Source organism: Allobosea sp. UNC402CLCol, assembly GCF_000745475.1.
GTDB lineage: Bacteria > Pseudomonadota > Alphaproteobacteria > Rhizobiales > Beijerinckiaceae > Allobosea > Allobosea spartocytisi.
Genome location: NZ_JQJJ01000010.1, coordinates 66,850 through 92,233 on the forward strand (window position 1 = coordinate 66,850; position 25,384 = coordinate 92,233).

Here is a 25,384-nt window from a genome sequence, read left to right on the forward strand (position 1 = left end):
GACACGGCCGGCTTGTGCTGCGCCGCACAGTAGACGAACGCGGATGCGATGCCAGCGCTGCGAAAGGTGGAGGGAACGGGCATGGCATGGCTGGCCGGTGTGGATGGCTGCAAGGCGGGTTGGATCGCGGTCTTTTGCGATGTGGGATTGAAAGAACCTCCGATCATCGGCGTGTTTCGCGACTTTCAAAGCGTTCTCGAGCACGAAACGAGACCCGGCATCGTTGCCGTGGATATGCCGATCGGACTGCCTGATGGTGTCCAAGGGCGAGGACGTGGACCGGAGGAAGCAGCGAGAGCCGTTCTAGGTCCGCGTAGCACCTCTGTTTTTAGCATCCCGTCGCGAGCCGCAGTCTACGCCGTCGACCGCCCAATTATCGGAATGGAAGATATCACTCGCTCCCACGCATATGCGTGTGATGTCGCTCGGCAAACTTCGATGCCTGCATCGGGCTTCAGCCGTCAGGCGTTCATGATCTTTCCAAAAATCCGGGAAATCGATGAGCTCCTGCGGAAGGATATTTCAATGAAGGAGCGAACTAAAGAGATTCATCCGGAGCTGGCCTTCTGGTCAATGAATGAAGAAACGGCGCTCGGTTCGCCCAAGAAAACTGCCGAGGGGCTAGCTGAGCGTGCCCGGCTCCTCATCTCCCAAGGGATCTGTGCGACCACCGTCGGCGGTTCAGTTCCCAGAGGAGCGAAGCGAGACGACCTCCTCGATGCGCTGGCGGCGCTGGTCGTCGCCCGGCACATTGCCGCCGGGCGCGGAAAGCCCTTTCCCGATCCGCCGGGGCGCGATAGCCACGGGCTTCCCATCGCGATCTGGACATTCTCGTCCCGGGCGCCGTCATCACAGGATCGAGCCATGAGCGAACGCCCCGTCACCCGTCCGATGATCGAGGAAGCGGCCGCCCGCATCGCCGGCCATGCCCGGATCACGCCTGTCATGCGGCTGGGCAGCGGCGCTCTCGGCTCGGCCGCGGATCTCTCGCTCAAGCTCGAATGCCTGCAGCATGCCGGCTCGTTCAAGACGCGCGGCGCCTTCAACAACCTGCTCTCGCTGGCGGTGCCGGCTGCGGGCGTCTCGGCGGCCTCGGGCGGCAATCACGGCGCGGCGGTGGCCTATGCCGCGATGAAGCGCGGGGTGAAGGCGACGATCTTCGTGCCCGAGATCTCGCCCGCGGCCAAGATCGAGGCGATCAAGCGCTTCGGTGCCGAGGTTGTGGTCGGCGGCGCGCAATATGACGATGCCCAGGCGGCCTGCGACCGCTTCGTCGCGGAAACCGGCGCGCTGAAGATCCATCCCTTCGCGGCGAAGGAGACCGTCACCGGCCAGGGCACGCTCGGCCGTGAATGGGATCTGCAGGAACTCGATCTCGACACCGTTCTCGTCGCGGTCGGCGGTGGCGGACTGATCTCGGGCATTGCGAGCTGGTTTGCCGGCAGCAAGGTCAGGGTCGTCGGCGTCGAACCGGAAGGCTCGCGCGCCTTGCAGGCGGCGCTGGAGGCGAAGGGGCCGGCCGAGGTCAAGGTCGCCTCCGTCGCCGCCGATTCGCTCGGCGCGCGCAATGTCGGCCAGCTCGTCTACGATGTCTGCAAGGACACGGTCGACCATGTCGCGCTGGTGGCTGACGCAGCCATCACGGCGGCGCAGGCGGCGCTGTGGCGGGATTTCCGTCTCGCGGTGGAGCCTGGCGGCGCGGCGGCCTTCGGCGCGCTGATCAGCGGCGCCTACAAGCCCGCCAAGGGCGAGCGGCTCGGCGTGCTCGTCTGCGGCGCGAATGTCGATCTGGCGAAGCTCGCGACGATCGCGGGGTGATCGAAGGGTGTCATTCTCGGGTGCCGCGCAGCGGCGACCCGAGAATCTCGCGACGCGTGGGGGGCTTCTCCCTCGCGAGATGCCCGGGTCAAGCCCGAGCATGACGCTCGACCTGTCTTCAGGGCTGGACGCAGAGCTTCGTTGCAACGCAAACTCGCCTCCCATCAGGAGGCAACGCATGACCGGCGCGACGATCAAGACCAGTTCCGGCCGCTTTTTCGAGGATTTCCACCTCGGGGACGTCATCGTCCATGCGACGCCGCGCACGGTCACGGCGGGCGACGTTGCGCTTTACACGGCGCTCTACGGCCCGCGCTTCGCTGTGCAATCCTCCGAGGCCTTCGCCCGCGCCATCGGCTATCCGGCGGCGCCGGTCGACGATCTGCTCGTCTTCCACATCGTCTTCGGCAAGACGGTGCCGGATATCTCTTTGAATGCCGTCGCCAATCTCGGCTATGCCGACGGGCGCTTCCTCAAGCCCGTCTTCGTCGGCGACACGCTTTCGACGACCTCCGAGGTCATCGGGCTGAAACAGGCCTCGGCCGGCGATGCCGGCATCGTCTATGTCCGCTCCATCGGCCGCAACCAGCATGGCGACATCGTGCTGAGCTATGCGCGCTGGGTGCTGGTGCGCAAGCGCCAGCCGGGCACGCCCGCCCATGCCGAGCAGGTGCCGGAGCTGGCCAAGGCCGTCCTGCCGGACGTGTTGGGCGAGGGCTGCCCGCCGCTCGATCTCGCCGGCCATGACGATGCGCTGGCCGGTTCGCGCTTCCGCTGGGGCGATTATGCGGTGGGCGAGAAGATCGACCATGTCGACGGCATGACCGTCGAGGAGGCCGAGCATCAGCTCGCCACGCGGCTCTACCAGAACACGGCGCGGGTGCATTTCGACGCCCATGCCGCGCAGGGCAGCCGCTTCGGCAAGAGGCTGATCTATGGCGGCCATGTCATCAGCCTCGCCCGCGCCCTCTCGTTCAACGGGCTCGGCAACGCCTTTCACATCGCCGCGATCAATGGCGGGCGCCATGTCGCGCCGCTGTTCGCGGGGGATACCGTCTATGCCTGGAGCGAGGTTCTGGCATGCGCGGAGCTGCCGGGGCGCAGCGATGTCGGCGCGCTCAGGCTCCGGCTCGTCGCCACCAAGAATCTGCCGTGCGCGGCCCATCCGCTCAAGGAAGGCGAGCAATATGCGCCCGGCGTGATCCTCGATTTCGACTATTGGGCACTGCTGCCGCGGTAAGCTTTCGATAAGAAAATGACGAATTTCAGAATCTGTAACTTCGCTTCGCGCCTGCCGCATTGCAGCGTGGTTCCGGTTTCGTTACAGAGCGGGTCACTCTAGAATGATCCCAAATGGGTCCGTTCCTTCCGACGGGCCGCTTGATCGGAGAATGATATTGGCCGAGGTCAAGCCCGCGGCTCGTCCGCTTTCGCCCCACCTGCAGATCTATCGCTGGTCCTGGACGATGGCGATGTCCGTCGCCCATCGCGTCACCGGCACGGGGCTCTATCTCGGCACGGTGCTGATCGCCGCCTGGCTGGTCGCCGCTGCGTCGGGGCCCGCCGCCTTCGATACGGCCCAGGCGATCGCCGGCTCCTTCCTCGGCCGGCTCGTCCTCTTCCTCTACAGCTTCTCGCTGATCCACCACATGGTCGGGGGCTTGAGACATTTCGTCTGGGACATGGGCAAGGGCTATGAGCCCGAAACCCGGATGAACATGGCGAAGTTCTCGCTCGTCGCCTCGGTGAGCTTGACGGTCCTGGTCTGGATCGTCGCTCTGGTCCTGCGCTGAGGAGCCCGCTCATGCTGTCCAATTCCTCGATGCGCACCCCGCTCGGCCGTGTTCGCGGCCTCGGTTCCGCCAAGTCCGGCACCGGCCATTTCTGGCTGCAGCGTGTCACCGCCGTTTCGAACCTGATCCTGACGATCATCTTCATCGGCATCGTCATCGCGCTGGTCGGCCGGCCCTATCCGGCGGCGGTCGCGCTGCTGTCGAACCCTCTCGTCGCGATCCTGATGCTGCTCTTCACCCTCTCGGCCTGCATCCATATGCGGCTCGGCATGCAGGTCATCATCGAGGATTACGTCCATAACGAGGGGACCAAGATCCTCGCCGTCATGGCCAACACCTTCTTCGCCATCGCGATCGGCGCCGCCAGCGTCTACGCGGTGCTGAAGCTGTCTTTTGGAGGCTGATCCGATGGCGATCACAAAATCCCGTCCGGTCCCGGCCTATACCGGCACCGCCTATCCGATCACGGACCACACCTTCGACGTCGTCGTCGTCGGCGCCGGCGGCGCGGGTCTGCGCGCCACCGTCGGCTGCTCGCAGGCCGGCCTGCGCACCGCCTGCATCACCAAGGTCTTCCCGACCCGCTCGCACACCGTTGCGGCCCAGGGCGGCGTCGCCGCCTCGCTCGGCAATATGGGCAAGGATACCTGGCAGTGGCACATGTACGACACCGTCAAGGGGTCTGACTGGCTCGGCGACCAGGACGCCATCGAATATCTCGTGCGCAACGCGCCGGCCGCCGTCTACGAGCTCGAGCATTGGGGCGTGCCCTTCTCGCGCACCGAGGATGGCCGCATCTACCAGCGCCCCTTCGGCGGCATGACCACCGAATTCGGCGAGGGCCCGCCGGCCCAGCGCACCTGCGCCGCGGCCGATCGCACCGGCCATGCCATGCTGCACACGCTCTATGGCCAGGCGCTGCGCTACAACACCGAGTTCTTCATCGAGTATTTCGCCATCGACCTGATCATGGACGAGGATGGCCATTGCCGCGGCGTGATCGCGCTCAAGCTCGATGACGGCACGCTGCACCGCTTCCGCGCCCAGCAGACCATCCTGGCGACCGGCGGCTATGGCCGCGCCTATTTCTCGGCGACCTCGGCCCATACCTGCACCGGCGACGGCGGCGGCATGGTGCTGCGCGCCGGCCTGCCGCTGCAGGACATGGAGTTCGTGCAGTTCCACCCGACCGGCATCTACGGCTCGGGCTGCCTGATCACCGAGGGCGCGCGCGGCGAGGGCGGTTATCTCACCAACTCGGAGGGCGAGCGCTTCATGGAGCGCTATGCCCCCTCGGCCAAGGACCTCGCTTCGCGCGACGTCGTCTCGCGCTCGATGACGATGGAGATCCGGGCCGGGCGCGGCGTCGGCAAGACCAAGGACCACATCTACCTGCATCTCGACCATCTCGACCCGAAGATCCTGCACGAGCGCCTGCCGGGCATCTCCGAGAGCGCCAAGATCTTCGCCGGCGTCGACGTGACGCGCGAGCCGATCCCGGTTCTGCCGACGGTGCACTACAACATGGGCGGCATCCCGACGAACTTCCACGGCGAGGTGCTGACCAAGGTCGGGGGCGATCCGGATACCGTCGTTCCCGGCCTGATGGCGCTCGGCGAGGCGGCCTGCGTCTCGGTGCATGGCGCTAACCGCCTGGGCTCGAACTCGCTGATCGACCTCGTCGTCTTCGGCCGCGCGGCGGGCCTGCGCTGCGCCGAGACGGTCACGGCCGGCGAGAAGCAGCCGGAATTGCCGAAGGGCTCCTCCGACCTCGCTCTCACCCGCCTCGACAAGTACCGCAATGCTGCCGGCGGCACGCCGACCGCGGTGCTGCGCGACAAGATGCAGCGGACGATGCAGGACAACTGCGCCGTCTACCGCACCGGCGAGACGCTGGAAGAGGGCCACAAGCTCATCCACGAGGTCTGGGGCGGCATCGCCGATGTCGGCACGAAGGACCGCTCGCTGATCTGGAACTCGGACCTGATCGAGACGCTGGAATTCGACAACCTGATCACCCAGGCGGTCGTGACCATGGACTCGGCGCTGAACCGGCCGGAAAGCCGCGGCGCCCATGCCCGCGAGGACTATCCGAACCGCGACGACAAGGACTGGATGAAGCACACCCTGTCCTGGATCGACGACGAGAAGCGGACCGTCACGCTCGACGACCGCCCGGTGCACACCTACACGATGTCCAACGACATCGAGTACATCAAGCCCAAGGCACGGGTGTACTGAGGACGATCTGATGGCTGAATTCAATCTTCCGAAGAACTCCCGCCTGACCGAAGGCAAGGCCTGGCCGAAGCCGGCCGGCGCCAAGAACGTCACCGAGTTCAAGATTTATCGCTGGAACCCGGACGATACCGCCAATCCGCGCACCGATACCTATTATGTCGACCGCGACGATTGCGGGCCGATGGTGCTGGACGCGCTGATCTGGATCAAGAACAAGGTCGACCCGACCCTGACCTTCCGCCGCTCCTGCCGCGAGGGCATCTGCGGTTCCTGCGCCATGAACATGGACGGCAAGAACGGCTTGGCCTGCACCACCGGCATCGACGAGTGCGGCGGCACCGGCAAGAATGCGGGCCGGGTCGCGATCTACCCGCTGCCGCATATGCCGGTGGTCAAGGACCTCGTGCCCGACCTGACGCGCTTCTACGCTCAGCACGCCTCGATCGAGCCCTGGCTGAAGACGACGACGCCGGCTCCCGAGAAGGAGTGGCGCCAGGCCAAGGACGACCGCGAGAAGCTCGACGGGCTCTATGAGTGCATCCTGTGCGCCTGCTGCTCGACCTCCTGCCCGAGCTATTGGTGGAACGGCGACCGCTATCTCGGCCCGGCCGCGCTGTTGCAGGCCTATCGCTGGCTGATCGACTCGCGCGACGAGGCGACCGGCGAACGGCTCGACAATCTGGAAGATCCCTTCCGGCTCTATCGCTGCCACACCATCATGAACTGCGCGAATGCCTGCCCGAAGGGCCTGAACCCGGCCAAGGCGATCGCCGAGGTCAAGAAGATGATGGTGGCGCGCCAGGTCTGAGCCGGCGCGACCGTCTGGCGCGATCGGCTGCGCTTCCGGTGCTTCGATCAACGCCAGCCTCTGGGCTGGCGTTTTTCGTTGGTGTTGTCCGCGTGTCGCCAATGGAAAGCGCGGGGTACCCTTCTCTCATCCGGGAGAGGGATTCCCAGCGCCCATTTCGATGGGTCTCTGAAGCTGACCTCAGCCGATATACCGTCCCGGCCGGAACGGCTTCGGATCGGCCGGCGGCGTCTCGCCGCAGACCATCGCCGCGATCATCTCGCCGGTGATCGGGCCAGTCGAGAAGCCGATATGCTGGTTGCCGAAGGCGAGCCAGAGGCCGGGATTACCAGGCGCCTCGCCAATCATCGGCAGTGAATCCGGCAGGGTCGGCCGCGCCCCGCGCCAGGTTTCGCCGGCAACGGCGCCGAGCGGAAAGGCCTCGCGCGCAGCCTCCGTCACGCTGTCGATCTGGCGGTGCGCGTCGGGCGCGTCGCGGAAGGACAGATCGACGCCGCTGGTCACGCGATAGCCCTGCTCCATCGGCGCCATGAAATAAGCGGCGTCGACATCGTAGATCGGCCGCGACAAGGTCGCGCGGGCCTCCGGTTTCAGGTGGCGGTGATAGCCGCGCTCGACATCGAGCCTGGGGTCGAGGCCGAGCGGCTTCAGCAGATCGCCGCTCCAGGGGCCGAGCGCCACCACGGCGATCCCGGCCTCGAAGGTGCCCTTGTCGGTTGCGGCGCGCCAGCCGGCGTCTTGACGGGTGAGCGCCTTCACCTCGGCCTGCACGATCTGCCCGCCGCGGCCGGCGAAGAGTGCGGCATAGGCGGCGGTGACGGCGCCGGGGGAATCGACCGAGGCGTTGGAGGGGATGAGCAGGCCGGCTCGAAAGATCGGGTTCAGATGCGGCTCGACGGCGGAGATGCCCTGCCGGTCGAGGAGCCGCGAGGCGATGCCGTGGCGCTTGAGGAAATGATGCTCGGCCTGCGCGGCGGCATGGCCGGCTTCGCTGCGCCAGAGCTTGAGCGTGCCGTTCTCGCGCAGGCGATGTGCCACGCCGGCCTCGGCCATCAGGGCGCGGTGGCGCTCGACCGTGCTGGCGGTGATGGAATCGAGCGCGGCGATGCGGGCGGCCGCCTGGGAGGGGCGGCCTTCCCAGAGGAAGCGCAGCAGCCAGCCCGGCCGCGTCAGGGCGCGGCGCCAGCTCAGATTGAGCGCCGGGTGGCCGTTACCGAGATAGCTGGCCAGCTTGCCGTAGAGCGAGGGGTTGTTGAGTGGTGCGATCGAGGAGCGGGCGAGCACCCCGGCGTTGCCATAGGAGGTTTCGCGTCCCGGCTCCTTGCGATCGATGAGCGTCACGGTGAAGCCGCGCTTCTGCAAGGCGAGCGCGCAGGAGACGCCGACCATGCCGGCGCCGAGGACGAGAGCTGTACGAGTCACGCGGTTGCCGTTCCGGCTTCCGCCGGCTCCTTCAGCCAATGGTCGAGGAAGGCGTCGAGCCAGAGGCGGATCGCCGGGTCGTGCTGGAACCAGCCAGGCACATGGGTGTGGCCGAGCTGCGCGCCCGGCATCAGGGTGCGCTCATAGCCGCGCACCGACCAGCGATACATCATCGCGGGCGTGACCTCGGGGTGGAACTGGATGCCGTAGACGCGCGAGGCGGCGCGGATCGCCTGGGTCGGGAAATCGCCGCCGGTAGCGAGGCATTCGGCGCCGCGCGGGCAATCGAAGCCGTCGCGGTGCCATTGATAGACGGTGCCGGGCCAGACGAAGCCGGCCGCCTCGGCATGGGCCTTCCCGGCTTCGGTGATGGAGAGCGGATAATAGCCGACCTCGGCGCGACCTTCGCCATGGGTGTAGACCTGCGCGCCCATCTGCTTCGCCAGCATCTGCGCGCCGAGGCAGATGCCGAGGAAAGGCGCGTCCTCCTTCAGGCAGGTGCCGATCCAGTCGATCTCGGCCTTGACGAAATCCTCGGGATCATTGGCCCCCATCGGGCCGCCGAAGATCACTGCCCCGGCATGGTCGCGCATGGTCGCGGGCAGCGAATCGCCGAAGCGCGGCTTGCGGATGTCGAGCGCATGGCCACGCGCCTGCAGCAGCCGGCCGACGCGGCCGGGCGTGGAATGCTCCTGATGCAGCACGATCAGCACCGGCCTGGGAGCCGAGGGCGGGCGCCGGGTCGCGGCAGGCGGGCGGGTGCGTCCGGCCAGACGAGGAGGAAAGGCGTGGTCGTTCATCACCGACTTCAGGCTCGCTGGCGCGCGGCCGGGATTGAGAGGGACGCGTGAAACCATGACGGATCACCGCAGGATGAAGTTCCAGACGGAACGAAGCAAGCAAATTTTGAGCCGCCATGTTGCGTGCCGACTCCGGACGCACACCACGCTTTGCAGGGAGATCCGGCTCGCCTGTGGCGGGAAGGCTCTCCTTGACGCGGCCACAATTGATTGCGATGGGAATGAACGTTCATTCTCATTATCGCGCGGTCCATGTCGCAGCATCTCGCCCCAGCCTTGCCCGAAAGCCCGCTTTCGGAGCGCCATATCCGCATCCTCGACGCCGCTGAAGGGGTCTTCGCGCGCAGCGGATTCCATGTGGCCACGATGCAGGACGTGGCGGCGGAAGCCGGCATGAGCCCGGGCAATCTCTACCGCTACTTCAATTCCAAGGACGCGATCATCGCCGGCATGGCCGAGCGCGATCGGAGCACGATCGCCGCGGATTTCGCCGGGCTTTGCCCGAGCAAGGGGTCGCTGCTCGACCAGCTCGAGGAGATCGGGCGCAAGCATCTCGTCCGCCAGCCGCGCGAAAAGGCGGTGATCGCGCTGCAGATCTGGGCCGAGGCCGCGCGTAACGAGCAGATGGCCAGCATGTGCGCTGACATCGAGGGATCCCTGATGGAGGGGCTCATCGCCGCGATCTCCGAGGCGAAGCGCAACGGCGAATTGCCGGCGACCCTCGACGAGCAGAGCTTCCTGCTGGCGATCTCGATGATGGCAGACGGCTTTTTCTGCCGCCGCGGTATCGAGCCCCATTTCGACGCCGAGGCCGGCGCCGACGTTCTGTTCAGAAGCATGCGCACGCTCGCCCGCACCATGCTCCTCCCCGAAATCGAGACGCAGCCGTGATGCGACGCGCGCTCTCCCATCCGCACTTGCCGCGCCTCCGCCGCGCCGCCGCAACAGGGTCGTTCCCGATGAGCCTTCTCTCCCCCGCACTGCGCCTGATGCTTCCGGCGATGCTGCTTGCGGCGACTGCCGCCGTGCCGGCACGCGCGCAGGCGCCCGCGGCCAGCTCCCAGGCGCCGGCGGCCCATCCTCAGGCACCGGCAACCGGTCCATCCGTCACCGTCACCCATGCCAAGACGACCGAGATCGTCCAGAGCGTCCTCGTCTCGGGGTCGATGATCGCGCGCGACGAGGTTCTGGTCTCGCCTGAGGTCGACGGGCTGTCGATTATCGCCATTCTCGCCGAGGAAGGCGACAAGGTCGTCAAGGGGCAGGTGCTGGCGCGGCTGGACCGCACGATGCTCGATGTGCAGAAGACGCAGAACGACGCGCAGATCGCCCGCGCCGAGGCCGCCATAGCCCAGGCCAACGCCCAGATCGCCGAGGCCGACGCCAATCTGGTGCAGGCCAACAACGCCTTCGATCGCACCAAGGCGTTGCGCGACAGCGGCAATGCCAGCGCCGAGACCTTCGACCAGCGCTCCGCCGCGGCGCGCTCGGCTCAGGCCCGGGCCAGTTCCGCCCGCGAGGCGCTCGCCATCGCCACCGCCGATCGCGCTTTGGCGCGGGCGCAGGGCAACGACATCGCCGTCCGGCTGGCGCGGACCGAGATCAAGGCGCCGCAGGCCGGCATGATCAGCCGCCGCACCGCCAAGCTCGGCGCAACGGCGAGCATGCTGCCGAGCTCGGAGCCGCTGTTCCGGATCATCGCGAACGGCGCCGTCGAGCTGGAGGCGCAGGTCGCCGAGGTCGATATCCCGGCGCTGACGCTGGGCCAGCCGGTCGCGGTCACGCCGGCCGGCGCCAAGGAAGCGCTCAAGGGCACGATCCGCCTGATCTCCCCGGAGGTCGACAAGACCTCGCGGCTCGGCCGCGTGCGCGTCGCGCTCGACGGCAACCCGCCGGTCGCGATCGGCTCCTTTGCGCGTGGGGTCATCGAGACCGGCCGCAAGCAGGCGGTCACGCTGCCGCTTTCGGCGATCACCTATACGCGCAGCGGCCCGACGGTGCAGACGGTGAAGGAGGGCAAGATCGTGACCAGGAAGGTGACGCTCGGCCTCTCCGGGGACGGGCGCGCCGAGATCGCGACCGGGCTCGCCGCGGGCGAGACCGTGGTGGCGCGCGCCGGCACCTTCGTGCGGGACGGCGATCTCATCACGCCCGTCGCGACCAACTGACGGGGCGGGCGATGAACGTCAATTTCTCCGCCTGGTCGATCCGCAAGCCCGTCCCGGCGATCCTGCTCTTCGTCGTGCTCTGCGTGCTCGGGCTGCTCTCCTTCTCGAAGCTGCCGGTGACGCGCTTCCCGAACATCGACGTGCCGCTCGTCTCGGTGACCGTGACGCAGTCGGGCGCCGCGCCGGCCGAGCTCGAAAGCCAGGTCAGCAAGCGCGTCGAGGATTCCGTCGCCAACATCACCGGGGTCAAGCACGTCACCTCGACGCTGACCGACGGCCAGTCGCTGACGCTGATCGAATTCCGGCTCGAGACCAACACTGACCGCGCCGTCAACGACGTCAAGGATGCCATCGCCAAGATCCGGGCCGACCTGCCGCGCACCATCGACGAGCCGATCATCCAGCGCATCGATGTCGAGGGCCAGTCGATCCTGACCTATGGCGCGGCCTCGGCCGGCATGACGCTGGAGCAGCTCTCCTGGCATGTCGACGATGTCGTCGCGCGCGAATTGCAGGGGTTGAAAGGCGTCGGCCGGGTCGAGCGCTATGGCGGCGTCGACCGCGAGATCCGCATCTCGCTCGATCCCGACCGTTTGCTGGCGCTCGGCATCACCGCCGGCGAGGTCAACCGGCAGGTGCGCGCCACCAATGTCGACCTGGCCGGCGGGCGCGGCGAGGTCGGCGGTCAGGAGCAGGCGATCCGTACGCTCGCCGGCGCTAGAACCGTCTCCGATCTGGCTGAGACCAAGATCATGCTGACCGGGGGCCGCGAGGTCCGGCTGAAGGATCTCGGCCGCGTCGAGGATTCGAACTCGGAGCCGCGCGCCTTCGGCCGGCTCAACAAGAACCCCGTCGTCACCTTCGCGGTGTTCCGCTCGAAGGGCTCGAGCGAATTGTCGGTGAAGGAGGTCGTGCAGCAGCGCATCGAGGCCCTCAACAAGCGCTATCCGAACATCCAGATCTCGCCGATCGACGACGCTGTCGCCTATACCCACGGCAACTACAAGGCGGCGATGGAGACGCTGCTGGAGGGCGCGGCGCTCGCCGTCATCGTCGTCTTCCTGTTCCTGCGCAACTGGCGGGCGACGCTGATCACGGCCATCGCTCTTCCGCTCTCGGCCATCCCCACCTTCTGGGCGATGGAGATGATGGGCTTCTCGCTCAACCTCGTGAGCCTGCTCGGCATCACGCTGGTGACCGGCATCCTGGTCGACGACGCCATCGTCGAGATCGAGAACATCGTCCGGCACATGAAGATGGGCAAATCGCCCTATCGCGCCGCGATGGAGGCGGCCGACGAGATCGGGCTCGCCGTCATCGCGATCACGCTGACCATCGTCGCGATCTTCGCGCCGGTCTCCTTCATGGGGGGCGTCGCCGGGCAGTATTTCAGGCAGTTCGGCCTCACCGTCGCCGTCGCGGTGCTGTTTTCGCTTCTGGTCGCGCGCCTGATCACGCCGATGATGGCGGCCTATCTGATGCGGCCGGTGAAACATGCCGATCCCAAGGATGGCTGGATCATGGGCGGCTATGTCGGGCTGCTGAAAACCACGCTGAAGAAGCGGCGCATCCCGTTCTTCCCGCGCCTCGACGGCTCCGGCACGTGGCGGACCCTGCCGTTCAACACCGCCTATGCGACGCTGCTGGTCGGCTTCCTCTTCCTGTTCGGCTCGATCCAGGCGACGCAGCTCCTGCCGACCGGCTTTATCCCGGACGAGGACACCTCGCGCGTCGTGGCTAGCGTCGAATTGCCGCCCGGCGCGACGCTGGAGGACACCCGCGTCACCACCGACAAGCTCGTCGATGCGCTGAAGACCATTCCCGAGGTGCGTGACGTCTTCGTGCTCGGCGGGGCGTCGCCGACCGGCCAGCGCGAGGTGCGCCGTGCGGCCGTCTTCGTCCTGCTCAAGCCGAAGGCCGAGCGCGACATCAAGCAGAAGGAGCTCAAGGTCACCATCGCCGAGAAGCTCGCCAGCGTGCCGGATGTGCGCGCCTGGTATGTCAACGAGCGCGGCGAGCGCGAGATGGCCTTCTCGATCCTGTCGAAGGATGGCGATGCGCTCGACACGGCGGTGGCCAAGATCGAGGCGCGGATGCGCCAGGTGCCGGGCTATCTCAACGTCGCGACTGCGGGCTCGCTGAGCCGGCCGGAGCTGCGCGTCACGCCGAAGCTAGAGGAGGCCGCCAATCTCGGTGTCACGGCGGAAGCGATCTCGGAGGCCGTGCGCGTTGCGACCATCGGCGATGTCGGCGCCAATCTCGCCAAGTTCAATGCAGGCGACCGGCAGATCCCGATCCGCGTCCAGCTCGACGAAGCCGCGCGCACCGACATCCGCAACATCGCGGCTCTGCGCGTGACCAATACCAACGGCGTCTCCATCCCGCTCACGGCCGTCGCCGATGTCGGCTTTGGCGAGGGGCCGAGCTCGATCGACCGCTATGACCGCGTGCGCCGGGCCCAGATCGGCGCCGACCTCAAGCGCGGCTTCGAGCTCGGCACCGCGCAGGACCGGTTCCACGACATCGTCGAGGAGGTCGGCCTGCCGTCGGGCGTCTGGATCGCCGCGACCGGCGATGCCGAGATCCAGGGCGAGGTCGTCCAGGGCTTCATCACCGCGATGACGACCGGCCTGATGCTGGTGCTCGCCGTGCTGATCCTGCTCTTCGGCTCGGTCTTCCAGCCGATCACCATCCTGCTCTCGCTGCCGCTCTCCTTCGGCGGCGTGGTGATCGCGCTGCTGGCGACGGGCAATGCCGTCTCGATGCCGGTCTATATCGGCCTGCTCATGCTGATGGGCATCGTCACCAAGAACGCGATCATGCTGGTCGATTTCGCGGTGGAGGAGGTTGGCCGGGGCAAGGACCGGATGACGGCGCTGCTCGAAGCCGGCCGCAAGCGGGCCCGCCCGATCCTGATGACCACCATCGCCATGGCGGCGGGCATGCTGCCCTCGGCCTATGGCGTCGGCGATGGCGGCGAGTTCCGCGCGCCGATGGCGATCGCGGTGATCGGCGGCCTGATCGTCTCGACCGTGCTCTCGCTGATCTTCGTGCCGTCCTTCTACGCGGTGATGGACGATCTCTCGCATCTGACCGGGCGCCTGTTCGGCCGCTTCTTCAGCAAGGCGGAGGACGAAAGCGCCTGGGAGCCGATCCATGACGAGCATGCGACGCCGGGCGAGGCGACGGCGGAAGCGATGGGCCGCAAGATGCCGCCGCGGCTGGCGGCGGAGTGAGGCTTGGAGCTAAGGCTGAAGCTCGAGCGGGAAGGGCGTGCGTTCGTAGATCGGGAGGAGGTCTTTCCTTCGGGCGAAGTCTTCCTCCCAGTCATGGAGCAAACTCACGACGGCTTCGCGATCCTGCGCGGCAACAAGGGCGCCGAGCTGGCTCGCATATTTGAACTCTGGCTGCCGCCCATTCTTCATCATGAGGTGCCAGTCCTTGATCTTTTCATAGACGACGGCGGCCTCATCGAAGCGTCCAAACGCGGCATGCATATGGATTTGATAGGGTTCGTAGTGGTTCAGCCAGTTATCATATTCATAAGAGCGCGGTTCGCCTTCCACGCGGAACATGTCCTCGATCGACCGCACCCGGCGCAGCATCGGGAGGATACGCCGTTCTAATGTCTCGACGACGGCCTCAGTGAAGCCGGAGTCAGACCAGAATCGCGGGCCTTCCTTGGGAAGCCAGAAAATATCGGGGCATAGGCCCTGAAGCGATCCGGTCGGATTGAAGGCGTGGCCGATATGCCAATAGAAGCGCGGATAGTCGGCATTCCAGCTTCGGTCGATGGATATCGAGCGAAGCACATGCTGTAGCGGCGCCAGAACGATGAAGGGGCCTCTGACGATCAGATCGTCATGGCGCGACGCGACGGCCTCCAGAAGCTGCTTGATTTGCTTCTTCGTTGTCACTGCTTTGGCCTCACCTCGATGACAAGAATGCGTCGAACCGGGCCAAAACCCAATTTAGCTGCGTTGGCGAGGAACTCGGCCCGCCGATCAGATAAGCCGGCCTTACCAGTTTTCAGATCATAGACACAAAGGGTGCCATCTTGACGGTATTCGTAGGCGTCCACGCGAATTGATCCAGGATATCCATAGCGTACCGCACTCTCCCTCGCTCCTTCACTAGTCTCCTTTAAGAACGATTGTTCCGCCTTGAAGTTAGGATCATAGCGATCGTCCACGTAGTTCTTGAAGCGCGCATGGACTGCCGTTCCATAAGCGGCAGACGAAGGATAAAGGTCTGGAGAGCCTGTGGCACTGGCGGCGCGATCAGCCAGTTCCCGAACGTCCGGCAAGCGCCGGCAGGCCAGTTCGGCCTCTTCGTTGCTCACACGTCCGGAATAGCTCAGTTCGAGCTTGCCGCTCATGCTGTTTCCGGGCCGATAGTCGTGGGCATTGAAACCCATGACGGCTTGCTGGCCGTCACTACCGTTGAGCGGCGACTGCCAGTTGAAGAGAGCCGCGCCGCCGCCAATGATGGTCGAGAAGGCGTCGCGTCGTGAGAACGCGGGCTGGACCGTCGCGTCGGGCTCGGGGCCGGACGGTGTCCAGATCGTGCGGGCGACGAGCTCGCCGTCCGGCCCGCCGAAGCGGATCGACTGGACCTTGTCCGTCGTCTCGAAGCTGATCGTGTTGCCATCGGGGCGGATAACGGTCTGGCGTTCATCGAAGCCGGCGGCGCGCGAGGCGGCATATTCCGACTGGATCGTCGTGCCCTGGCCGTCCGTGACAGCCTGCTCGAAGACGGAGCCGTCCTCGTTCCACCCCTCGCCGAGCGATGACCAGCCGGCCTCGCCTTCGACCGCTACGCCGTCGGGAAAGGCCGGGTTCTCGCTGCCAGATCCGCCGCTTCCACCCCCACCGCTGGTCCATTGCCCACCTCCCGCGTTGCCGGATGGCACGCGAGGCTGGTTCGGGTTGTATTTGCGGTGCCAATGATCGCGCCGGATCAGGCCGAGCTCGTCGCGCAGACGCAGGAGGCGCAGGCGCAAGGCGCGAAGCTCGCGACGCGATGGGGAGAGATGGCGGTGGGGTGGCATGGCGGGCTCCTGAAAGGAGCCCAGTCTCCGGCCGTTTCAGCCGCCGGGGATAAGTGGAGGCGGGGTCTCTGCCCGCCTCAGGCGGTCGCGCTCTGACGCCGCGCCAAGGCCGCGCGATAAGCTGCCGTCAGCTCGTTCAGCACCGACACCTCCGGCGCCGGCGCGTCGAGATGCAGGTGCCGGAGCTCCTGCATGAAGCGCTCCCACAGCGCCGGGCCGCCTTCGCTGAGCAGCTCCGCACGGATCGACAATTCCTCGGTGACCGGCAGGAAGCGCCGGCCCCATTCGCCCATCGCGGCGAAGACCGGGACGAGGGCGATGCCCATCTCGGTCAGGCTGTAGATCGCCTTCTGCTTGTGCGTGGCGTCGTCGCGGCGCGAGAGCAGCCCGCGCTCGACCAATCGCTTCAGCCGGTCGGCGAGGATGTTCGAGGCGATGCCTTCGTCCGATTTCGCCAGCATCTCGCGAAAATGCCGGCGGTTGCCGAACATGATGTCGCGCAGGACGATCAGGCTCCAGCGATCGCCCAGGATTTCCAGCGTCAGATTGATCGGACAGCCCGAACGGCCGGTCTCGCGCATGCTCGTCTCCAAAACCAGTTGCAATATAGGAGCGGTTTCGCTACACAGCAACTGATTGCAAATTGAAACTGGTTTTGACCGAACCTATCGGGAGGATGCCATGGCCAAGGTGATCGTCTGGAATCTGGTGACGCTTGAGGGGTTCTTCGAAAGCAAGGAGAAGTGGGATCTCGGCTTCCATGGTGACGCCTGGGGCGAGGAGCTCTCCGCGCTCAGCAGCGAATTCGGGCGCAAGGCGGGGCTGCTCGTCTTCGGCCGCGTCACCTATGAGGGCATGAAGGCCTATTGGACTTCGGCCGAGGAGGAGGGCGAGACCAAGGGTTTCATGAACGCCCTGCCGAAGCTCGTCGCCTCACGCAGCCTGACCGGCTCCGACTGGAACAACACCACGGTCACGGCCGATATCGTCGCGGAAATCACGCGCCGAAAAGCGGAAGCCGGCAAGGACATCTATGTCTTCGGCAGCGCCGTACTGACGGAATCGCTGTTGGCCGCCGGGCTCGTCGACGAGATCATGATCGCGGTCGCGCCGGTCACGATCGGGCAGGGCACGCCCCTGTTCAAGCCGAATGCGGAAAAGCGCCATTATGCGCTGATCGCGGTCCGTCCGCTCAAGAACGGCACCGTGATCCTGCACTACGGCGTCAAGCCGGCGGTCTGAGCGCGGAGTTCAGCCGCGCCGCACCATCAGCACGGCGGCGAGAATGGCGACGCCGCCGAAGGCCTGCACCGGGGTCGGCTGCTCGCCGAAGATCGCCCAGGCGGCGAGCACCGCGACCAGCGCCGGCCAGACCATGACGAGCGAGGCCGCGCTGGCGCCATAGCTGCCGAGCGAGAGCGTGATCAGCCCCTGGCCGAGCGCATGCGAGACGAGGCCGAGCCCGATCACCGCGAGCCAGCCCTGCAGGCTCATCGGGATGATCTGCTCGTGCAAGACCAGCGCCGCGACGAAGCAGAAGGCGGCGCAGACGAGGCTGGAGATCAGGCTGACCAGCCCGGCATCGGCGCGGCCGCGCGCACGGCCGATGGCGAGGATATAGGCGGCGTAGGACATCGCCGCACCGACGGCCAGCGAATCGCCGAGGAGATTGCCGGTGGCGGCGGGGTTGCCGGTGAATTTCGGCAGCACGAGCAGCAGCGCGCCGGCGATCGCCAGCATCAGCGCGCCGAGGATGCGGCGCGACGGCTTGTCGCCGAGGATCAGCCAACCGCCGAGCACGACGCCGACCGGCGCGAGATTGCCGAGCAGCGAGGCGTTGGCGATGGTCGTGAAGCCGAGCGAGGCATTGTAGAGCACGACATCGACGCCGAAGGTCAGGCCGGCCAGCGCGATCGGCACGAGCGCGCCGCGACCGAGCGAGGATCCGCCCGCAGGCCGGCGCCGCTCGAAGGCGGTCCAGGCCATCAGCACGGGCATGGCGAAGATCATCCGCCAGAAGCCGGCAGCGGCCGGGCCGACATCGCTGAGGCGGACGAAAATGCCGGAAAAGCCGATGAAGGTCGCGCCCGCGAGCAGGGCGGCGAACATGGCGAGCGCGGGGGAGGCGGGGCGGACGGAAATCGCGGGGGCGGACATCGAAACTGCTTCTGTGCCGGCGGCCTGGCCCGGAAGGCTTCCTTCGCCTTCCCGCATCGGCCGGTCCACCGGTTCTGCGCTGCTATAGGATGCTTTTTCGCATCGGAAAAACGGATTATACTGATTTAACCATTCTTAAAATCGATGGATGATCGGCGTCTCACGGAGGCACATGATGAACGGCCATTTCGACCTTGCCGCGCTCGGCATGCTGGTCGCCGTTGCGGAAACCGGCGGCTTCACCGCTGCCAGCGCGCGGCTCGGGCGCACGCAATCGGCGATCTCGGTGCGCATCCAGGATCTGGAGAGCCAGCTCGGCCACAAGCTGCTGGAGCGCTCGCGCCGCGGCGTCACGCCGACCGATGCGGGCGAGCGGCTGATCGCCCATGCAAGGCGCCTGCTGGCGGTCGAGCGCGAGGCGCTGGCCGATCTGGGCGGGGAGACGCCGACAGGGCGGCTGCGCATCGGCGTTCCCGACGACTACATGGACGCCTATCTGAGGCCGCTGATCGCGCGCTTCGCGGTGGAGCATCCCAAGGTCGAGCTCGAGGTCCGCTGCGATATCTCGAAGCGGATCGAGCCGGCGCTCAAGGCCGGCGAACTCGATCTCGCCGTGGTGACGCAGGATCCGCAGCGGCCGCTCGGCGAGATGCTCAGGCGCGAGCCGTTGATCTGGGTCGCGGCGCGCGGCCATCGGCCCGAATTGCAGGAGACGCTGCCGCTCGCCCTGTTCTCGGAAGGCTGCCGGGCGCGACCGCGCATCCTCGCGGCCCTGAACAGCGCGGGGCGGGCGTATCGGCTGGTCTTCTCCTGCTCGCATACCTCGGGCGTGCTGTCGGCGGTCGAAGGCGGTTTCTGCGTCACGGCGATGACGGAAAGCGCGGTGCCGCCCTCGCTGCGCCGTCTGGGGCCTGCCGAGGACCTGCCGCCGCTGTTCGAGCTCACTGTCGGGCTGATCATGGCGCCGCATCCCGGGCTGGCGGCCCAGCGCTTCGCCGATGCGCTGCGCGAGGAAATGAGCGCTTTCAGGCTCGCGGCGTGATGCGACGCATTGCCCTAGCGCCCCCGGATCACTACTGAGAAGCCATGAAATTCCTCGACCAGGCCAAGATCTATGTGAAGGCGGGTGACGGCGGCGCCGGCTGCGTCTCCTTCCGTCGCGAAAAATTCATCGAGTTCGGCGGGCCCAATGGCGGCGATGGCGGGCGTGGCGGCGACATCGTCGTCGAATGCGTGCAGGGGCTGAACACGCTGATCGACTACCGCTACCGGCAGCATTTCAAGGCCAGGACCGGCGAGCACGGCATGGGCAAGGACCGCCACGGCGCCAATTCGCCGGCGATCGTGCTGAAGGTGCCGCCGGGCACGGAAATCCTCGAGGAGGATGGCGAGACGCCGATCGCCGATCTGACCGAGCCGGGCCAGCGCTTCGTGCTGTGCAAGGGCGGCAATGGCGGCTTCGGCAACGCCTATTTCAAGACCTCGAGCAACCAGGCGCCACGCCATGCCAATCCCGGCCTGCCGGGCGAGGAGCGCTGGATCTGGTTGAGGCTGAAGCTGATCGCCGATGCGGGCCTGGTCGGCCTGCCGAATGCCGGCAAATCGACCTTCCTCGCCGCGGTGACGGCGGCCAAGCCCAAGATCGCGGATTATCCCTTCACCACGCTGCATCCCGGCCTCGGCGTCGTGCGCGTCCATGACCAGGAGATGGTGCTGGCCGATATTCCCGGCCTGATCGAGGGCGCGCATGAGGGCCATGGCCTCGGCGACCGCTTCCTCGGCCATATCGAGCGCTGCCGCGTGCTGCTGCATCTGGTCGAGGGCACGAGCGAGCACGCCGGCAAGGCCTACAAGGTCGTGCGCGAGGAGCTGGAAGCCTATGGCGAGGGGCTGGCGGACAAGCCCGAGATCGTCGCGCTCTCCAAGGTCGACGCGCTGTCGCCGGAGCTGCTGAAGGAACAGGTGGCGCGCTTGAAGCGGGCAGCCAAGCGCATGCCGATCATCCTGTCCTCGGCCTCGGGCGAAGGTGTCGACGCGGCCCTGCGGGCGCTTTTCGCGGTGGTCGAGGAGGCGCGCCGCGAGGAAGAGCGCGAGAGCGCTCCGGTGGAAGAGACCGGCTGGCGGCCCTGACGCTGCCAGTTTCCGTTCGGAACCGGTCATCCCGGACAAGCCGCGCCAGCGACGCCGATCCGGGATCCATCGAAAGGCGCTGCGCTTGATGATGGATCCCGGGGCAAGCCCGGGACGACGGTGCGTTTCCGAGGCCGTCTCCCGAACGCTTGATGGTCGCGCGCGGCCTCGCCGAAGGGCCCGACCGGCCCATCCCAGCTTTCATCGGGCGGCGGCACAGCCTCGCATCAGCTCGAACCGGCTGAGGATGTGACCCGCGCGGCCGCGCTCAGCCAGCAGTCCCGGAAGATCAGGTCACGGCGCCGCGCGCGGCGACCGGCCAGACCGCCTCGACATGGGCATCGGGCCCGTGCAGGCCGCGCACGCAGACATACCAGTCGTGCAGGTTCACGGTCGGGTCGCAATGGCCGGGAATCAGCAGGACGCGGTCGCCGCGATGCGGAAGCGCGACGGGATCCCCGGTCAGGACGCCATGCTCGTCGGAAGGCTTGGTGTAGATCGCGCCCTCGCGCTGGAACGGCACCGGCATGCCGGAATCGACCGAAGCGGTCTTGTGCCCGGCATCGACGATGGCGCGGTCCGGAACCGGCTTGCTCATCACGCCGGCGAGGATGAAGAGCGCGTGCTCGAAACTGCGGAAGGGCGAGCCGTCGGCCTGGCGGTTGCGGGCATAATCGGCGTCCATGAAGATGTAGGAGCCGCATTGCAATTCGTTCCAGATGCCCGATTGCGCCTCGAGCTCATAGGTGCCGGTGCCGGCGCCGCTGATGACCGGGCACTCCAAACCGGCCTGGGCGAGGCGCTCGGCGGTGTTGCGCGCGGCGAGCCCGGCGCGCTCGATGGCCTCGCTGCGCTCGTCGATGGAGCGCATGTGCTGGGCCGAGCCGTGATAGGCCTGCAGGCCGGCGAAGCGCAGCGTGTTCGAGCGCGCGATGGCCTCGGCCAGCCGGACGGCGCCTTCTCCCGGCGCGACGCCGCAGCGGCGCCCGCCGACATCGATCTCGACCATGACGTCGAGCACCACGTCATGGCGCGCGGCAGCCGCAGCCGCCTCGCGCACACCGTCGGCGTGATCGACGCAAAGGCCGATCTTGGCGCTGCGCGCGAGGATGGCGAGGCGGTCGAGCTTGGCGGGGCTGGCGATCTCGTTGGTCACCAGCACGTCACCGACGCCGCCGGCGACGAGGATTTCCGCCTCCGAAACCTTCTGGCAGCATTGCCCGACGGCGCCATGGGCGATCTGGCGCAGCGCGATCTCCGGGCTCTTATGGGTCTTGGCGTGAGGCCGCAGACGAATGCCGTGAGCCTCGCTGAAGGCGGCCATGGCGACGAGATTGCGCTCGAAGGCATCGAGGTCGAGCAGCAGCGCAGGCGTATCGATCTCGGCGAAGCTCTGGCCCGGCTGCGCCGGCGGGGTCGAAGGCATGGAGTCTCCTGAATCGTTCGGGCCATGGGATGACAGCTTCGTGTCCGGAGCAAGACCCGATTGCCACATTGCCCGTCCCATCCACGCCAGTGGCGCTTGCCGGCCCGGCATGGTAGGGCGCGGCCCATGAAGATCGGCCGCGTCACCGACGACACCCTCGCGCTCTTCGCCCGCGTCTGGCGCGAGCAGATCAGCCGCTACCTGCCGCAGATGGCGATGATCCTGGCGCTGGTCGTGGTCATCGCGGCGACGACGAGCTTCTATCCGCTGCTGATCAAGGCGGCCTTCGATGCCTTCGCCGATCCGCTGGCCGCCGAATCGACCGGGTTCGTGCGGCGCATGGAGCGGTTGGTCTCCAAGTCGATCAACTACGATATCGGCGTGATCAACGCCGTCGCGACCGTGGTGGTCATCGTGACCGCGATCAAGGGCTTCTCGCTGCTCGCTCAGACGGTGATGACCAATACCGTCGTCAGCCGGATCGAGGCGGACATGCAGACGGAGCTCTACGGCCATCTGATCGATGCCGATCTCGCGCAGCTTCAGAAGGAGAACCCGGCCTCACTGACGCAGCGCTTCACCACCGATTTCACCTTCGTCAAGGAAGCGCTGACGCGCATCGTCAACATCGCCATCCGCGATGTGGTGACGGCGATCGCGCTGATCGGCGCGCTGTTCTGGATCGACTGGCAGATGACGCTGGTCGTGCTGCTGATCGCGCCCGTGATCGCCCATCCGATCGGCCGGATCGGCAAGAAACTCCGGCGCATGGCCAATTCCCAGCAGGAGCAGACGGGCATCATGGCGAGCCTCGTCACCGAAAGCCTGCAGGGCGCGCGCGTCGCCAAGACCGATTCGCTCGAGCCCTATCTGAAGCAGCGGGCGGCCAGCGCCTTCGAGACGATCCGGGCGCTCAAGATGAAGGCAGCCAATGCGCGGGGCCGGCTCGATCCGCTGCTGGAGGTCGGGGGCGGCATGGCGGTCGCGGGCGTGCTCGCCGCGATCGGCGTGCGCATCACCTCGGGCTCGTCCACCGTTGGCGATTTCACCGGCTATGTTTCGGCCCTGTTGCTCGCGGCCCAGCCGATGCGCTCGCTCGGCAATCTCAACGCCATCGTGCAGGAGGCTGGCGCCTCGCTGAAGCGCTATTACGCGCTGCTCGACGAGAAGCCCCAGATCCTCGACCGGCCGGGCGCGAAGCCGCTGGCGGTCTCCTCCGGCGGCATCGCCTTCCGGCATCTGCGCTTCCGCTATCGCGAGGATCAGCGCGCGCTGGAAGGAATCGACCTCGTGGCGCAAGGCGGCAAGACCACGGCGCTGGTCGGGCGTTCGGGCTCCGGCAAGTCGACGCTGCTCGCGCTGGTGCCGCGCCTCTACGACCCGACCGGGGGGCGTATCGAGATCGACGGGCAGGATCTGCGCGATGTGAGCTTGAAGAGCCTGCGCCACCAGATCGGCGTCGTCAGCCAGGATGTCGTGCTCTTCGACGATACGGTGCGGGCCAATATCGCCTTCGGACGGCCGGGCGCGAGCGAGGCCGAGATCGTCGCGGCGGCGCAGGCCGCGGCGGCGCATGACTTCATCACGGCGATGCCGGGCGGCTATGACGCCTCCGTCGGCGAGCGCGGCCACAAGCTCTCCGGTGGCGAGCGCCAGCGCATCGCGATTGCCCGCGCGATCCTGAAGGACGCGCCGATCCTCCTGCTCGACGAGGCGACGAGCGCGCTCGACACCGAATCGGAGCGCCTCGTCCAGCAGGCGCTGGCGCGGCTGATGAAGGGGCGCACGACCCTGGTCATCGCGCATCGGCTCTCGACCATCCGCGAGGCCGACCTGATCGTGGTGATGGACGAGGGCAGGATCGTCGAGACCGGCAGCCATGACGCTTTGCTGGCGCGCGACGGCGCCTATGCGCGGCTGCACCGGATGCAGTTCGTCGAGGGCTAAGGCTAAAACCTGTTGATGATACGCGGAACCACGGGGTCATCCCGGGCTTGACCCGGGATCCATGCCTGAGCACATCCGACAGAGGTTCAGGCATGGATCCCGGATCTCCGCTTCGCTGCGTCCGGGATGACGCCGTTTTGTCCGTGACAGTGCTGCCCTACCGGCAGAAATCGGCGCAGCCGGCTTCCCAGAATGCTTTGCCGGATTCAAGCTCGGGCACCGAAGGCCGCGGCTTGCGGCCGGGCAGGTCGTCAGGGACCGGCTTCACCAGCTCCCACCAGCCATGGGCGCATTGCGAGCGGAAGGCCATCTGGTCGGAGATCGAGGTGCCCTCCTTCTCCAGCACGATGTCGAGCGCGGCGCAGGCCTCGCGCAAACGCTCGTCATGGGCGTCGCTCGGGTCGTTGGCGTAATCGTGGAAGGCCTCGGTGAAGGCTTCCATCTCGCGGGCGATGTGCGGCCAGTCGCTGCGGGCAAGGTTCCAGGCGTCCATCCACTCGCGCACCACGGTTTCGACGGCTTCCGCTTTCGGTTTGTGCTTCACCTTGCGGGCGGTGGTCAGCATGTGGCGCATCAGTTCGGCGCGGGCATGGGCATGGCGTGCCCGGAGCGCGGTTTCCTGCATCCGCGCGATGGCGTCCGCCGCCTCCTGCTGCAACGCTTCGACGAAATGCGGCATGGGGCGATCCTTCAGGGCAGGGTGGCGAGGCGTTCGATCATCCGTTCGAACAGCTCATGGGCCTTCACGGCTGAGACGACATGGGCGTTGGGCGCGCGCTTGAGCCGGCCGTTCCAGTCGATGGTGGTGCGGCCGCGCAAGGGGCCGTCGCCGGTCTCGACCGCGACGAAACAGTCGCGACCTTCGAAGAGTTCCGGCCAGAGCAGATAGGCGATGACGCAGGGGTCGTGCATCGGGTGGCCGTCGCTGCCGAGTCCGCCGGGGCGCGGGCGGGTCAGCATGCCCGAGACGGCTTTGCCGGCGGCGTTGCCGCACGCGCCGATGCGGGCGATCTGGTCGTGGCTGGCGATGGCCTGCAAGGTGACGCCGAGGCCGAACATCACGATCGGCCGGCCGCAGCCGAAGACGATTGCCGCCGCATGCGGATCGACATGAACGTTGAATTCGGCGGCAGGCGTGATGTTGCCGAGCCCGATGGCGCCGCCCATCAGCACGATGCGCTTCACCTTCGGCAGGATGTCGGGCGCGAGCCGAAAGGCCAGCGCCAGATTGGTCAGCGGCCCGAGCGGGCAAAGCGTGACGCCATCTTCGGGAGCCGTGCGGCAGAGATCGATGATCGCCTGGACGGCATGGCCCGGCGCGGCCTCGCTGGCAGGGGCGGGAAGGTCTGCTCCCGCCAAGCCGTCCGGGCCGCAGACGAATTCGGCGGTTTCGAGCGGGAAGACGAGCGGTCCCTCGGCGCCGCGATAGACCGGGATGTCGCCGCGCTGGCCAAGGTCGCGGATGCGCAGCGCGTTCGTGGTGGTCTGCGCCACCGGGACATTGCCGGCGACGGTGGTGATCGCCTTGAGGTCGATCCGGTCGCGGCTGGCGAAAGCGAGCAGCAGGGCAACAGCGTCGTCCTGCCCCGGATCGGTGTCGATGATGATCGCTTCGGGCATTTTG

Annotated in this window: 23 protein-coding genes and 1 pseudogene; 14 read left to right on the forward strand and 10 right to left on the reverse strand. The window is 67.0% G+C overall.

The window, feature by feature from the left end:
- Positions 1-81: 81 nt before the first annotated feature.
- A pseudogene (locus GY40_RS27960) lies at positions 82-729 on the forward strand (DUF429 domain-containing protein); the annotation flags it as partial.
- Here the strand turns inward: GY40_RS27960 and GY40_RS28480 are convergent.
- Complete coding sequence (locus GY40_RS28480) at positions 682-804, reverse strand: hypothetical protein (protein ID WP_282568289.1); 123 nt, start codon at positions 802-804, stop codon at positions 682-684. The pseudogene GY40_RS27960 and the gene GY40_RS28480 sit on opposite strands and share 48 nt — an antisense overlap.
- 60 nt (positions 805-864) lie before the next feature.
- Here GY40_RS28480 and GY40_RS27965 point away from each other — a divergent pair, with 60 nt between their 5' ends.
- From GY40_RS27965 to GY40_RS12385, 6 genes are all read left to right on the forward strand, one after another.
- Entirely contained in the window at positions 865-1,818 is a 954-nt protein-coding gene (locus GY40_RS27965; protein ID WP_038362745.1) for a threonine/serine dehydratase, read from the forward strand.
- Between the two features lie 193 nt (positions 1,819-2,011).
- Positions 2,012-3,058 carry a MaoC family dehydratase gene (locus GY40_RS12365; protein WP_038364000.1) on the forward strand — a complete coding sequence of 349 codons (1,047 nt, stop codon included), beginning with the start codon at positions 2,012-2,014 and terminating at the stop codon, positions 3,056-3,058.
- Positions 3,059-3,209: 151 nt separating this feature from the next.
- Positions 3,210-3,611 (forward strand): succinate dehydrogenase, cytochrome b556 subunit, encoded by a 402-nt coding sequence (sdhC, locus tag GY40_RS12370; RefSeq protein WP_038362747.1) that lies wholly within the window; start codon positions 3,210-3,212, stop codon positions 3,609-3,611.
- 11 nt (positions 3,612-3,622) lie between these two features.
- Positions 3,623-4,015 (forward strand): succinate dehydrogenase, hydrophobic membrane anchor protein, encoded by a 393-nt coding sequence (gene sdhD / locus GY40_RS12375; protein WP_038362749.1) that lies wholly within the window; start codon positions 3,623-3,625, stop codon positions 4,013-4,015.
- 4 nt (positions 4,016-4,019) lie between these two features.
- Positions 4,020-5,852 carry a succinate dehydrogenase flavoprotein subunit gene (gene sdhA / locus GY40_RS12380; protein ID WP_038362751.1) on the forward strand — a complete coding sequence of 611 codons (1,833 nt, stop codon included), beginning with the start codon at positions 4,020-4,022 and terminating at the stop codon, positions 5,850-5,852.
- Positions 5,853-5,862: 10 nt separating this feature from the next.
- Positions 5,863-6,660 carry a succinate dehydrogenase iron-sulfur subunit gene (locus tag GY40_RS12385; protein WP_038362753.1) on the forward strand — a complete coding sequence of 266 codons (798 nt, stop codon included), beginning with the start codon at positions 5,863-5,865 and terminating at the stop codon, positions 6,658-6,660.
- 180 nt (positions 6,661-6,840) lie between these two features.
- On the opposite strand, the gene GY40_RS12390 is transcribed toward GY40_RS12385, so the two are convergent.
- Positions 6,841-8,082 carry an NAD(P)/FAD-dependent oxidoreductase gene (locus GY40_RS12390; RefSeq protein WP_038362755.1) on the reverse strand — a complete coding sequence of 414 codons (1,242 nt, stop codon included), beginning with the start codon at positions 8,080-8,082 and terminating at the stop codon, positions 6,841-6,843.
- The gene (locus GY40_RS12395; RefSeq protein WP_248311155.1) at positions 8,079-8,939 is read right to left on the reverse strand and encodes a glutamine amidotransferase; all 861 of its coding nucleotides are present in this window, start codon (positions 8,937-8,939) and stop codon (positions 8,079-8,081) included. The genes GY40_RS12390 and GY40_RS12395 overlap by 4 nt, the downstream gene beginning before the upstream one ends.
- Before the next feature lie 195 nt (positions 8,940-9,134).
- Between GY40_RS12395 and GY40_RS12400 the strand changes: the two genes are divergently transcribed.
- From GY40_RS12400 to GY40_RS12410, 3 genes are all read left to right on the forward strand, one after another.
- On the forward strand, positions 9,135-9,773 hold the full coding sequence (locus GY40_RS12400) for a TetR/AcrR family transcriptional regulator (protein WP_051987905.1): 639 nt from the start codon (positions 9,135-9,137) through the stop codon (positions 9,771-9,773).
- Positions 9,774-9,841: 68 nt separating this feature from the next.
- Positions 9,842-11,050: an efflux RND transporter periplasmic adaptor subunit gene (locus GY40_RS12405; protein WP_038364006.1), complete on the forward strand. Its 1,209-nt coding sequence runs from the start codon at positions 9,842-9,844 to the stop codon at positions 11,048-11,050.
- Positions 11,051-11,061: 11 nt separating this feature from the next.
- Positions 11,062-14,286, forward strand: a complete 3,225-nt coding sequence (locus GY40_RS12410) for an efflux RND transporter permease subunit (RefSeq protein WP_038362757.1) — start codon at positions 11,062-11,064, stop codon at positions 14,284-14,286.
- 9 nt (positions 14,287-14,295) lie between these two features.
- Here GY40_RS12410 and GY40_RS12415 read toward each other — a convergent pair whose 3' ends face one another.
- The 3 genes from GY40_RS12415 to GY40_RS12425 form a co-directional block, all read right to left on the reverse strand.
- On the reverse strand, positions 14,296-14,967 hold the full coding sequence (locus GY40_RS12415) for a hypothetical protein (protein WP_038362759.1): 672 nt from the start codon (positions 14,965-14,967) through the stop codon (positions 14,296-14,298).
- Positions 14,964-16,100, reverse strand: coding sequence for a hypothetical protein (locus GY40_RS12420; RefSeq protein WP_156115936.1), 1,137 nt, complete (start codon positions 16,098-16,100; stop codon positions 14,964-14,966). The genes GY40_RS12415 and GY40_RS12420 overlap by 4 nt, the downstream gene beginning before the upstream one ends.
- 77 nt (positions 16,101-16,177) lie before the next feature.
- Positions 16,178-16,681, reverse strand: a complete 504-nt coding sequence (locus GY40_RS12425; RefSeq protein WP_038362763.1) for a winged helix-turn-helix transcriptional regulator — start codon at positions 16,679-16,681, stop codon at positions 16,178-16,180.
- Between the two features lie 100 nt (positions 16,682-16,781).
- On the opposite strand from GY40_RS12425, the gene GY40_RS12430 reads away from it, so the two are divergent.
- Complete coding sequence (locus GY40_RS12430; RefSeq protein ID WP_038362765.1) at positions 16,782-17,342, forward strand: dihydrofolate reductase family protein; 561 nt, start codon at positions 16,782-16,784, stop codon at positions 17,340-17,342.
- A gap of 9 nt (positions 17,343-17,351) precedes the next feature.
- Here the strand turns inward: GY40_RS12430 and GY40_RS12435 are convergent, their stop codons facing one another.
- Entirely contained in the window at positions 17,352-18,257 is a 906-nt protein-coding gene (locus GY40_RS12435; RefSeq protein ID WP_197062742.1) for a DMT family transporter, read from the reverse strand.
- A 175-nt stretch (positions 18,258-18,432) separates the two neighbouring features.
- Here GY40_RS12435 and GY40_RS12440 point away from each other — a divergent pair, with 175 nt between their 5' ends.
- Positions 18,433-19,299 carry a LysR family transcriptional regulator gene (locus GY40_RS12440; protein ID WP_051988146.1) on the forward strand — a complete coding sequence of 289 codons (867 nt, stop codon included), beginning with the start codon at positions 18,433-18,435 and terminating at the stop codon, positions 19,297-19,299.
- A 44-nt stretch (positions 19,300-19,343) separates the two neighbouring features.
- Complete coding sequence (obgE, locus tag GY40_RS12445; RefSeq protein WP_038362769.1) at positions 19,344-20,387, forward strand: GTPase ObgE; 1,044 nt, start codon at positions 19,344-19,346, stop codon at positions 20,385-20,387.
- 289 nt (positions 20,388-20,676) lie between these two features.
- Here obgE and GY40_RS12450 read toward each other — a convergent pair whose 3' ends face one another.
- Positions 20,677-21,813: a DSD1 family PLP-dependent enzyme gene (locus tag GY40_RS12450; RefSeq protein WP_038362771.1), complete on the reverse strand. Its 1,137-nt coding sequence runs from the start codon at positions 21,811-21,813 to the stop codon at positions 20,677-20,679.
- A gap of 126 nt (positions 21,814-21,939) precedes the next feature.
- On the opposite strand from GY40_RS12450, the gene GY40_RS12455 reads away from it, so the two are divergent.
- On the forward strand, positions 21,940-23,760 hold the full coding sequence (locus GY40_RS12455; protein ID WP_038362772.1) for an ABC transporter ATP-binding protein: 1,821 nt from the start codon (positions 21,940-21,942) through the stop codon (positions 23,758-23,760).
- Between the two features lie 157 nt (positions 23,761-23,917).
- On the opposite strand, the gene GY40_RS12460 is transcribed toward GY40_RS12455, so the two are convergent.
- A complete protein-coding gene (locus tag GY40_RS12460; protein ID WP_038362773.1) occupies positions 23,918-24,439 on the reverse strand; it encodes a hypothetical protein in 522 nt (173 codons plus the stop codon).
- A gap of 11 nt (positions 24,440-24,450) precedes the next feature.
- Positions 24,451-25,380 carry a nucleoside hydrolase gene (locus GY40_RS12465; RefSeq protein WP_038362774.1) on the reverse strand — a complete coding sequence of 310 codons (930 nt, stop codon included), beginning with the start codon at positions 25,378-25,380 and terminating at the stop codon, positions 24,451-24,453.
- Positions 25,381-25,384: the final 4 nt, after the last annotated feature.